At 58.2% G+C, this 10,068-nt stretch carries 11 protein-coding genes and 2 pseudogenes; 6 read left to right on the plus strand and 7 right to left on the minus strand.

Annotated features, from left to right (window positions below):
• A partial coding sequence (locus ABIB95_RS47460; RefSeq protein WP_502917973.1) for a hypothetical protein occupies positions 1–1,126 on the plus strand: 1,126 nt, incomplete at its 5' end.
• On the opposite strand, the pseudogene ABIB95_RS47465 reads toward ABIB95_RS47460, so the two are convergent.
• Positions 1,124–1,342 (minus strand): annotated as a pseudogene (locus ABIB95_RS47465) (hypothetical protein); the annotation flags it as partial. The gene ABIB95_RS47460 and the pseudogene ABIB95_RS47465 sit on opposite strands and share 3 nt — an antisense overlap.
• An 836-nt stretch (positions 1,343–2,178) precedes the next feature.
• Here ABIB95_RS47465 and ABIB95_RS46790 point away from each other — a divergent pair.
• Both ABIB95_RS46790 and ABIB95_RS46795 read left to right on the plus strand, forming a co-directional pair.
• Complete coding sequence (locus ABIB95_RS46790; RefSeq protein ID WP_049826547.1) at positions 2,179–2,409, plus strand: DUF6894 family protein; 231 nt, start codon at positions 2,179–2,181, stop codon at positions 2,407–2,409.
• A 403-nt stretch (positions 2,410–2,812) separates the two neighbouring features.
• Positions 2,813–2,935: a hypothetical protein gene (locus tag ABIB95_RS46795; protein ID WP_259187926.1), complete on the plus strand. Its 123-nt coding sequence runs from the start codon at positions 2,813–2,815 to the stop codon at positions 2,933–2,935.
• A gap of 2,043 nt (positions 2,936–4,978) precedes the next feature.
• Here the strand turns inward: ABIB95_RS46795 and ABIB95_RS46800 are convergent.
• The 4 genes from ABIB95_RS46800 to ABIB95_RS46815 all read right to left on the minus strand — a co-directional run bounded on the left by ABIB95_RS46800 (position 4,979) and on the right by ABIB95_RS46815 (position 7,665).
• On the minus strand, positions 4,979–5,242 hold the full coding sequence (locus ABIB95_RS46800; protein WP_028160558.1) for a hypothetical protein: 264 nt from the start codon (positions 5,240–5,242) through the stop codon (positions 4,979–4,981).
• Positions 5,243–6,402: 1,160 nt separating this feature from the next.
• Entirely contained in the window at positions 6,403–6,933 is a 531-nt protein-coding gene (locus tag ABIB95_RS47470) for a septal ring lytic transglycosylase RlpA family protein (protein ID WP_245285773.1), read from the minus strand.
• Positions 6,934–7,167: 234 nt separating this feature from the next.
• Positions 7,168–7,374 (minus strand): hypothetical protein, encoded by a 207-nt coding sequence (locus ABIB95_RS46810; protein ID WP_028160560.1) that lies wholly within the window; start codon positions 7,372–7,374, stop codon positions 7,168–7,170.
• A gap of 81 nt (positions 7,375–7,455) precedes the next feature.
• On the minus strand, positions 7,456–7,665 hold the full coding sequence (locus ABIB95_RS46815) for a hypothetical protein (RefSeq protein WP_028160561.1): 210 nt from the start codon (positions 7,663–7,665) through the stop codon (positions 7,456–7,458).
• A 170-nt stretch (positions 7,666–7,835) separates the two neighbouring features.
• Between ABIB95_RS46815 and ABIB95_RS46820 the strand changes: the two genes are divergently transcribed.
• Together ABIB95_RS46820 and ABIB95_RS46825 are read left to right on the plus strand one after the other, a co-directional pair.
• On the plus strand, positions 7,836–8,072 hold the full coding sequence (locus ABIB95_RS46820) for a hypothetical protein (RefSeq protein ID WP_245285774.1): 237 nt from the start codon (positions 7,836–7,838) through the stop codon (positions 8,070–8,072).
• A 54-nt stretch (positions 8,073–8,126) separates the two neighbouring features.
• Positions 8,127–8,303, plus strand: a complete 177-nt coding sequence (locus ABIB95_RS46825; RefSeq protein ID WP_080669714.1) for a DUF2934 domain-containing protein — start codon at positions 8,127–8,129, stop codon at positions 8,301–8,303.
• 831 nt (positions 8,304–9,134) lie between these two features.
• Here ABIB95_RS46825 and ABIB95_RS46830 read toward each other — a convergent pair.
• Positions 9,135–9,389, minus strand: a complete 255-nt coding sequence (locus tag ABIB95_RS46830; protein ID WP_354249149.1) for a hypothetical protein — start codon at positions 9,387–9,389, stop codon at positions 9,135–9,137.
• A gap of 187 nt (positions 9,390–9,576) precedes the next feature.
• On the opposite strand from ABIB95_RS46830, the pseudogene ABIB95_RS46835 reads away from it, so the two are divergent.
• Positions 9,577–9,712 (plus strand): annotated as a pseudogene (locus ABIB95_RS46835) (MFS transporter); the annotation flags it as partial.
• Between the two features lie 148 nt (positions 9,713–9,860).
• On the opposite strand, the gene ABIB95_RS46840 reads toward ABIB95_RS46835, so the two are convergent.
• Positions 9,861–10,068, minus strand: a 208-nt coding sequence (locus tag ABIB95_RS46840) for a hypothetical protein (protein WP_354249150.1), incomplete at its 5' end; no start/stop codon positions are given.

Genomic DNA, 10,068 nt, shown 5'->3' on the forward strand with positions numbered 1-10,068 from the left:
ACAAAGCCGAGCCCTTCGTCTGGACCAAGAAAAAGGTTCGTCAACGCCCCTTCAAAGGCCGCCGTATCACTCAGCTCTGATTCCGGGTACTAGGCAGGCTGGAAACATCTTTTTTGGTGATAGCGGAAGCAACATGTCCGGTCACGCCCAGGGCGGCGATGACTCATTCACCGCCAGAACGGACTCAGGCAACACATTCTACGGGGATGCCGGCGGTGACATGACCGGCCACAGCAAAGGTGGCAACGACACCTTCAACGGGGCCTTGTTCGCAACGCAGGTGTTCTACGGTGATGCCGGAGGCAACATGTCCGGCCATGCTGAGGGAGGCGACGACCGTTTCACGGGCTCCGGTGGGGCGATCATGTCAAAGACCTTCTATGGCGATGCCGGCGGTGACATCTCCGGCTTTGCCAAGGGTGGCAACGATACTTTCATAAACGAGGGCGGCTCCACGGTGTCTTTTTACGGGGACGCCGGCGCCACAATGTCCGGCCATGCGCAAGGCGGGAACGACCTTGCGACGTTGCTGGGTACCAAGAACTTCGCCGTTGGCGATGCTGTTACGATGCTCGACGCTACCAGCGGAGGTAATGACAGTCTCAGCGGCGGCGACAGTTCGGTGACGGATGTTGTGAACCAGCTCTATGGAGACGCGCAAGTCATGGGCGGGGCGACCCAAGGAGGCGATGATCTTATCTTCGGGGGCCACGCCGTTGACAGCGGCCGGGTCGACAACTTCTTATGGGGCGATGCGGCGCAAATTTCAGGTCGTGCTAAGGGCGGCAGCGATGTCCTATACGCGGGGACGGCTGGGCAAGGTTGCACAGTCAGCAATGAGATGTGGGGAGATGGTGAACTGAGCGGCAATGCTCATGGAGGTTCCGATACGTTTGTATTCAAGGACAATGGTCTAATGACTGTTGGAGCCAACAATCTCATCCAAGATTTCAGCCAATGCCAGGATGATAGGATCGCTTTCATTGACGTTGCGGGTGTGCACTCGTTTGGTGACCTTGTCATCACCCAGAGCGGAACTAGCACCATTATCATGGCGGGAGCTGATCAGGTAACGCTTGCAAACTTCACCGACTTGATGACGGCGAATGACTTTTTGTTTGTTTGAAGTCGCATCCCGCGACCACCCCTCGACGGCATTGAAAGATACAATTCGGAGCGGATAGGCGTACTGGCCGGACAGGAGATTTTGCAGAACGCCCTCGAGGTCAGTGTCAGCCTCATCCGTTTCCCGCCAGGCGCAACCGGCGCGCGCGCCGAAGTCTTCACGCACCAGATAGATGTCGCGGTCGAGGCGGTCGGCTGGCGAGATCGAGGAACGCATACGCTACTCCGATACTACAAAGGCGAAGAGAACGGCCCCGGCTCCGGAGGGATCAAGGGGGTAGGCCGAGTCCGCTCCGCCAACTCTGGCAGCGAGCCAGCGACGATTCAAATATTCGCCTGCTCTTGTCTTCCCCTTGAGATCCTTGTCCCGGAAGAAAAGGGCCCCAGCTCAAATGGCGATGAGCCGGGGCCTAGAGGTTACCTTCGGCGAGCCCGAGGGCGTCGGGAAAACTTGGCACTAGCCACGATGTTCCTGCGCGATGGCTTGCTGGCGCCCGTGGCCGGACTCGAACCGGCAACACACTGATTACAGGTCAGCCGCTCTACCACTGAGCTACAAGCGGCTGCAGCCAGGCAGGGGGAGTGCAAGCTGGGGACGTGGCTTGTCGGCCACACGTCCGACTAAACCGAGACGGTTTGTCGGGATTCGGACAGACGAGCCAGCGCCATTTATTCAGCCTGTCAGCCATTGAAGTGGTGTGATCGGCGGATCAGCCCGGCGGTCTCCTCCAAGGGCCGCCGGGTTTTTCCGGTTTGCCAGTGGCCAGGGGCTGACGCCGCTGAGTGAGTGGAGGCAAGTGGCTTGGATAAGGATCTTCATTTCAAAATTGCTGTCATCGCCCTTGGCGCGTTTACGACCGTCTTGGCTATCAGGCTGATATATCCTGTCTGAGGTGTTCCTTCGATGGCGGTGCTTGTTCAGTCGCATCGATGGAACCGTGACTCCAGGCTGCATATCCCGCATGCAGCACCACGTCTGCACCCAACCGTGCAGACAATCGGCAGCCGGGAAAAATAGGAACCCCCAGTACTTATGCCGGTTCTTTCCGCCGCATGCCCACCATCTATTTCGACATTCTCAGTGATGCCGACACGATCATCGACGACGAGGGCGTCGAATTGCCGGACACCTGCGTGGCCCCGCAGATGGCTCTGGAATTGCTAGGTCAGGCGATTTTGGATGGATCGCGCCGTGGCACTCCGGGCGTGACCAAAATCGAATTGCGAGATCAGAACGGGCCTTTTCTGCGCGTGTCAGCCGCGGTCGTGATCGAGCAACTATAGCGAGATCTCGGTGATCGCGCGCCCCTAAACGGACATTCATCAATGAGCGATTTTCTAAGTCATTCTTCAGCCGATATGTCCGTCTTTCCGAGACGGGACGACCTGCTTAGTAGGACTGAGCAAACCTCGCCGGTCAACGACCGTCGATGGACTGATGGCTATCTGTTGCCAGTCGTGTTCTTATCCGTCGCCGGCGCGGCCTCGGTTGTGTGGTTCGGCGCCATCGGATGGACCAGTTGGCGCCTGATCAACTGGGTGATTTCATAAGCCGTCCAGCAACGATAAGCCGCGCCGCCACCCGGCTGCGAGCCCTCGAATTCGTGACCGTTGCAGCCTGGCCACGAACGGCTCGGCTACGAACGTTGGGCTTATTCCCCGATTGAACAGCAAAAGGGAGGACATCATGGTCCGTGACCTTTTGCTCCTGCTCGCCGTTTCAATCGTGTTGAGCGCATTTATCTGGAGCATCTCGGAAATTCGAAAACAAGGTCTGGGCATCCGCGAGGTGAAGCATCACTTTCTTTGAATGCCGCTGCGGATTCTTTTCAACCGAGGTCTGAGTTCATCCGTATATGCGGACCGAACGCTGACGCGTCCGTCGCCCGGCGCCCACTTCAGCGCAGGCAGGCCAGTCTTAAATCTCCTGCGCGCACTCTCGTGCGCCCAGCACGTTCTGCATAGGGTCAGCGGAGGATGGCTGTCGGGGTAGCTCCGGACCTCTCCTGCGGAGTAGCGGCACTTGCCGCTGTCGCAATTTGGATTGTTGTTTGGATTCTTCACATGGGCCCCAGTCAAGTCGCGATCTGTCTAAAGTGAACGAAGATTGTGACGAGTGCATGCATGGGAAAAGCCTCAGCGCGCCGAAAAGGCGGCTCCAGCGGTAGGGTTGCGAGCGTGCTGGAGCCGCGCAGTCGCGATGTGCAAAGCGCTCTGGGACGAATTGGACTGGCCCGAAGCGTGATTCAAATGCTGTTCGAGCGCCAGCGTTCCTATTGAAGACGTGTTGGGCGGGATAGAACACATCTTACGCCCGCCTTAAAGATCGGGAACAACCGGAAATGCGCGCTGATTCAACTGCGCCGAACGACCGGCGATGTGCGAGGCCGTTTCGTTGTGTGGCGCTGAGAAAAGCAAAAACGCCGCCCACTTAAATATACCGCGGGCGGCGGCTTCCAGCCCGGAACGAATCAGCAAAATCCCGGATATCCACTAAGAGATGCGCGGCGAAAAGATTCAGCCGCACCACGGGGGTGTTTGTGGGGATGGCGGATTTGGAGCGGGGCTGGCCCCAAGATGGCGGGCGTCATTCGCGACTGCTCGCGGGCGCATAGCGCGTAGTCTTGGCAGCGATCTCAATGTTGTGGTTTTCGGCCTCTGCTGGAGTTTCGAATGGCACCGCTACGACTTCGCCGTTCGGTGCAATCATCACGGCAAGGTACGGGAGCCCCAGCTGGGGCGGATTGTAAACAACGAAAGTTATGCCTGACATTTTCATGTATCTCGCATCCGAGGTAACGGCTGAGCGCCATCTTCCATGCGAAGCGATCTCCCGCTATTGCCCACCGGCCGTATCCCTAGATCAAGGTGAAGGAACTCTTGCGAAGCTTTTCGTCGTGCGGGCGCCTATACAATTCCCAAAAAAGGGCCCCAGCTCAAATGGGGATGAGCCGGGGCCTAGAGGTTACCTTCGGCGAGCCCGAGGGCGTCGGGAAAACTTGGCAAAAACCACGATGTTCCTGGCTCGGCAGAATCCCCGCGGCGCAAAACGTCAACGGTGCAGGGGTAGCACCAGCTGGACCCCGATCGGCCGAGCGCGCGCTGTGTGAAACAGCCACACGCAGGGGAGATTTAGAACTTGGCTGGGAACGTCTATGTCGCGCCCGGCTTGTGTTATGCGGTGACGGTCTCGGTCCCACGAGACAGAAGCCTGTCCGGAAGCCCCAGCATCATTACGCCCCCCGGCCCGATGCTGGGGCCTCCACGGGCAGAGGATTCGAAGATGGGTCCCAATGCCAATACGGTTTTGGGCGTCCTGCTGGCGGCAGCCCTCCTGTACCTCATTTTTGTTCATTAGCCGGTTTCCGGGCTCAGTGGCCTAGTTTGAAATTGTCGCCTAATTTCGATAGCGTTCCTGCTTCGGAACGAGGCGGTGTTTTGGGCGGAGTCATGCGAGAGTTTCGCGCATACATAATCGATGATGAGGGGCACATAACGCTCCGAGTTGACCTTGAGGTACACGATGAGGCGGAGGCTAGGGAGCGAGCCAAATTGCTTGTAGACGGGTACACGGTAGAGCTTTGGGAAGGCGCAACCAGGCTCGATAGATTTGAGCCGATCAGCAGGCATTAAGGCAGGCCGCCTCAGTTGGCGGCCTCTTTCATGCTGCAGGTGGCGCGCGGCGCAAGAAGCGCAAGGATACAACTTCAGATTCGTTGTCGTCGGCCGACCGCCATGAAAGACTGACGGCATATTTCGCGTCTCGGAGGGAATACCCGATGCGCCTTGCATTGCCTTATGTGGGAATTGGTTTTTGCGCGCTTCTCTCGGGCTGGTTGTCCTTTACCCTGATCTATTGAGTGAGTAGGCCGCCCGAGCCTAGCAAGCGCACGTAAGTTCCGCTCTCGTGCATCTGGAGCCAGCCGCGCTCGATCGCGTGTTTGAGCCCGGCGCCGAATTCGCTGCCGCTGCCCTCCAGCTTGAACAAGAAGGGCGCGTTGATCCTCTCGATATAGATCCGGCCGTCCTGGACAGGGTCGACGCTCGCTGCGAGCTCGACGAGCTTGCGCGCGGCCGCTTCCGGGTCAGCATAGGGTCGTTCTTCGGTGTGCTTCATCGGCGTATCCCATTGGCCGCCCGCGCGGCGGTGATGTGTGCGCGGTGCTGGTAGCTCTCCGCCGGCTTCCAGCTGTCGAATGTGGTGCCGCAGACGCAGCGCATCAGCGTGCTTCGGATTTCGCTGTCGAGCTTCTCGCCCCGCGCCCGCTTGGCCGCAACCTCGGCCCGCCAGTCGCGATCGTGGCGCCATTCGGCGAAGGCATTGTCGGGAATGCTCGGCTGTAGCTCCGACCATGCGGTCTCGAAAGCCTCGCGCGCGGCTTCGAGTGGCGGCTATGCCACTCCGCCATGTGCCTGGCTCCATGCCGGGATAGAAACCGATCGACCAACCCCATTGATCAGCGTGCACGGGCACGCCGGCGCGCGCGCCGATGGTCCCGATACTATCGGTTGGCGTTCGATCCTGATGCTACCCAAGTGGATTGGGGGCCCGTCAATCGAATGCAAGCGAGCCACTTCACGCGCATTGACCCGAGATCCGTAAAGCTGCCCGAGGACCAGGCCGGTCTTTTGGATATGGCAGACGTAGCGGCTTACGCGCTGGGTCAGTCACTGCGCTATTCTGCAGAGCCTGAAGGTCGCAAGCACTGGCATCGGGCTTTTCCTGATCTCTTGCAAAAAATGGGCATGCGCACAGCCGAGTTTTCGTACCGACCACATGGATAGCGGCTACTAGGTCTCGCGAAACGCGCGTCGCGAACAAATGGTTGCCATGCGAAATGGAAAGCGTAGTCATTTCAATGACGGGAAAAATCCAGAGTTGCCAAAAAATTTCAGCAAAAACAAAGCTATACTTGCATCTGGGAGACTAGGGGTCGGAGGTTCAAATCCTCTCGCTCCGACCAAATTCATCAATAATTTCAAAGCCTTTTTCGGGCGGCCGGTTTACGTCGGTCCGCCCGTTTCCATCCGGTTTACAATCTTGTTCGCTGGCTGTTCGTGGCAGCGGCGGTTGAAAACTCGTGCGAACCGCGAGCGAGACTCGCGCTGCCCAGCGAGGGACGGCCCGGCTGTCGCCCGCCGAGCAGTTGATTTCCTTTTTTCCTATGACCCTTATCGAGCAACCCGCGCAGTCGGAGAAGGCGAAGCGTCAGCGATCCTCGTCACCTATCTATCTGCACAAGCGATCTGTCCGATACTCCTCGAGTGGTCGAATGTTCACAACACCTCCGCATGAACCTGAGCCACGCCACGATCCGTAATACCCAAGCTCCGCGCCGCGGCCAACGAAAGGTCGAGGACACGACCGCGGACGAACGGACCGCGGTCATTGACTATGACGATGACGCTTCGGCTTCCGTGGGTGACGCGCAACTTGGTACCGAAGGGCAGGCGGCGGTGCGCTGCTGTTAGCCGATTACGATCAAACGATGAACCGCTCGCTGTCTTGCCTTTGGCATAAGAATAGTAGGAGGCCGTGCCGGAGAAGACTCGATTCTGAGATTGAGCTCTTGAACGATCTTTCGAGGGCTCTTCCGAAGTCTGAGGTTGCGTTTGCTGTGTGGTCGAAGGTTGCGTTTGCGTTTCGTCCTTCTTTGTCTGGTCGCTTCCTTCAGGAGCTGGCTCCGCGTGAGCTCTTGGAATGATGGACCACCTGTCATCGAAGTTTTGTCCGACAGCAGGAGTTGAGTAGATCGCCATCCAAGCTGGGATTGTTGCAATCGCGATCATTCTACAAAGAACTTGCATGATCGGCCTCACGCACAAATGAAACTGATGGACAATGCGAACTCATCGGCCTGTGTTCCTGCACGCGCATCCACGTGCAGAACAAAGGTGAATGCATACCGATGGTCCGATGGGTGGTTCCAAGAGTGTTTAGACGCAGCGCACCAGGCAGCCATCGCTGCGACGCATCACGCCGTAGAAGCCGCAAACTGAAGGCGCAGATCATATTCGCCTCCAGCAGCCGCTGCTTGGCTTCTACTCCGGTGGTGCAGTCTTTCGATCTCGAAATTGCATTGCATTGGCCGCCAGCACGCCACGTCTGGCGAGGTAGAGATCGATCACCTTCTGCGCCTTGTCGACGCTCCAGCATAGCGCCTCGGCGATCTCTGCGCCGGCCTCAGCGAGCAGCGTCGCGGCTGTGCCGCGGTTATCGTGGATATTGGCCAGCGCGCTTTGACGCATTCGGCGTTCTTGCCGTTGGCTGCGGCCTCGGCTTCGAAGGGCCGCACGTTCCTCCTCCTCGACGCCAAGAGCGGAGAGCGATCAACGGCGCGCCAATACATATCCAATCAGGAAGGCGATTCCGAGCGATGCGAGCGGAGCCTCGCGCGTTAGGTCGCTGACGATAGCCTTCCACTGGCCAGGCGGCTTGCCGTCGCCGAGCCCCTCGCGGACATCGCGTGCGACCTCGCGGACCGTTTCGTTGGCGGCAGCGAAAGTTGAGGTTTGGGTTTGGGATGGCGTGTCAGTCATGGCGTCCTCCTCGAGCGACAATGAACCGCGGAGAGCCTGGTTCCTCCAGAACTGAGGGGGTCTGCTGTGCCTGACGTGTGCGACAAGACGGCATGCTGTTCGTCTCACGCTTTAGGAACGAGGCAATAACACAACATATTGTCGGAGGAAATGGCCGGCGGAGCCTCGCAATGATCAGCGTGTCAAGGAAGGATCTGGAGCTGATAGCACTGCGGGAGATCCGGAGCTTTCCGGGGGGCGAATTAGTCATCGCGGTCGAAATCGAATGCGACGAAGGTTATCCGAACGACATGAATTGGCGTTTGGACGTTACTGCGGCCGATAACGCCGACATAGATCGCATCGAGTATGCCGCTCGGACGACAACCGCAAGGCTTAAGCGTCGATACGTTTTCCGGCGGCACTGAAGATCGATCGCGAGAACTTTTAGAGCAAGGTTTGCGCAATAGGAGGAGCGACCGATGCCAAACTTAAGTCAGGAAGACATTCGTATTCGTGCCTACGAGCTTTGGCGTGCAGCGGGCGAGCCAAACGGGGACATGGAGGCCTTCTGGTTTGAAGCCGAGAAACAGCTTCTGGCGGAACGGTCGCAAGCAGATGAACTTCCGCCCGGCATGACCGATAATTTGCCGGTATAAGAGCAATCAGGGCGCGTGGCGATTACGCCACGCGCCTTCGAGCAACGAGCCGTCAACGTTTGGCGGGCGGGCCGCTCTTGTTTCCCGGCAGACCTTTGACGTTGGATGAGTCCTGTTGCTGGGTCGACATGTTCTGACCCACGGTACCGGCGGGAGAGGGACCGCTTTCGCTACCAGGTGCTCCGGCAATTCCGGTCCCGGAATTCTGAGCGCTAGGCGCCGTCGCCGTGGAATCGGCGCGACCGGAGTTGCTGCCCGGCGCTTGCGCCGCGGAACCTGGCCTGTCCTGTTCACCGACGTAGCCCGACGCACCGGAGTTGTGAGTCTTGATGCCTTTATCGGCTTCGTTTTGCAGGTTTTGCGATGGCGAGCTCTGTTGAGCTATGACCGGCGTAAAGCCAGCGGCAAGAACGATCGCTGCAAGTGCGACAACGTGAGAAGGGCTCACTGGCTCCTATTTCTTTTGATTCTTTGAAGGCCGATCGCATTCGCGCGCATTGCAAGAAGCGTTCGGGCCAACCTTCATTGATTGTGTCGCCCAAATCTGATCAGGGTGATGTTCTGTCCCGGTACCCAGCCGTGATCGTCACAGTTGATGCACGTCGTGGGGCTCACAATCGCTGGCCCAATCAGTAGGTTAGGTTGTTCAGCGGTTTTCCGCCTAGGCTGTGAGTGGATCACCTCCGGCTCTAATCCGAGTTCGGTCATGGGCGCATTTTAGCGGGGCCGACGAGGTGCGGTAACCCGGTGAGGCCTTACGGGTCGAGCGGCCCTTTCCAATCTGTAAAGTCGTATCGGCTCCACCATCTATGAAGGGACCGCCCGCACGCTTCACAATCGAAGCGTCCGTTTCCCACGACCGGCCACCGTGCCGATGTCTCTTGCCGAAATCCCCGGCGCGGAAGGCTCTGAAACATAGATTAGGGGCTCGGGCTGAGTTAGGCGTTGAAGCGCGGCCATCTCTTCAGACAGTCGTCGCGTGATGAACTGACCCTCGATATCCGACAATCTGGTCCCGAGCAGGCTGCGATAACGGGTGATGTTGTTGCGATGGGCACGCAAGCGGGCGAGGTTCTCGTCGATCATGGTCGTCGCTCTTGATCGTCTTCGATTATCCTTCAATTGCTGGGATCATCCCGCCAAAAAATTAGAATGACGGGGATCGGTGTCAAGTGTTTTGCGTTGCGAACTTCGTCGCCGAAAAAGGCAAGACGGTCTTCGTTAGCCTGGTTCAGGTATCAACGTCCTCCTACCTACATCTACTTCTGCTCTAGTGCTGTACGACGCGCTTGGCTCCTACACCATGGCTTGGCGCATCGCCGTGGCTCTCGGTCTTGCCAGCAACCAGGTTGCGTTCGCGGCTGATCCGGCCTTCGCAGCCGCCGTCGCCGATGCTGCGGACGGCGTAGGCGGGGCGGTGCTCACTAGCGTCAGCTTGTGAGCTTACAGCGGACGCCGTGCTGCTTGGTCGTGATGGCCGCTTGCGAACCGGAACGGACATTCTGAGTGTTGAAAGTCGCGCCCCAAGAGTTTCACTAATTCGGCGGGTTGCAGGTATCAGCGCTGACAATGGCAATCGGCCTGACGCACAGTGTCTTCGTTCCATTCAATGAAGCCATCGGCATTCTTCGAAGGTGCGCGAAACAATTTCGCATCCCTGTAACTTGAGTGTAAGCGCGAATTTCCCTGCACCTTTTGCTTTTGGGTGCTCTGATGCATGAGGTGTCCACCAAAATAGGTGGACACCTTGTGATGGCAGACGATG

This window comes from Bradyrhizobium sp. LA2.1 (genome assembly GCF_040547725.1).
GTDB classification, from domain to species: domain Bacteria; phylum Pseudomonadota; class Alphaproteobacteria; order Rhizobiales; family Xanthobacteraceae; genus Bradyrhizobium; species Bradyrhizobium barranii.

Bases quoted from the DNA above. Each gene is read 5' to 3' on its own strand.
- ABIB95_RS46825 (WP_080669714.1), top strand. From the start codon at position 8,127: ATGCCAAACTTAAGTCAGGAAGACATTCGTATTCGTGCCTACGAGCTT.
- ABIB95_RS46790 (WP_049826547.1), top strand. From the start codon at position 2,179: ATGCCCACCATCTATTTCGACATTCTCAGTGATGCCGACACGATCATC.
- ABIB95_RS46815 (WP_028160561.1), bottom strand. From the start codon at position 7,665: ATGACTGACACGCCATCCCAAACCCAAACCTCAACTTTCGCTGCCGCC.
- ABIB95_RS46795 (WP_259187926.1), top strand. From the start codon at position 2,813: ATGGTCCGTGACCTTTTGCTCCTGCTCGCCGTTTCAATCGTGTTGAGC.
- ABIB95_RS47470 (WP_245285773.1), bottom strand. From the start codon at position 6,933: ATGCAAGTTCTTTGTAGAATGATCGCGATTGCAACAATCCCAGCTTGG.
- ABIB95_RS46820 (WP_245285774.1), top strand. From the start codon at position 7,836: ATGATCAGCGTGTCAAGGAAGGATCTGGAGCTGATAGCACTGCGGGAG.
- ABIB95_RS46830 (WP_354249149.1), bottom strand. From the start codon at position 9,389: ATGATCGACGAGAACCTCGCCCGCTTGCGTGCCCATCGCAACAACATC.
- ABIB95_RS46800 (WP_028160558.1), bottom strand. From the start codon at position 5,242: ATGAAGCACACCGAAGAACGACCCTATGCTGACCCGGAAGCGGCCGCG.
- ABIB95_RS46810 (WP_028160560.1), bottom strand. From the start codon at position 7,374: ATGCGTCAAAGCGCGCTGGCCAATATCCACGATAACCGCGGCACAGCC.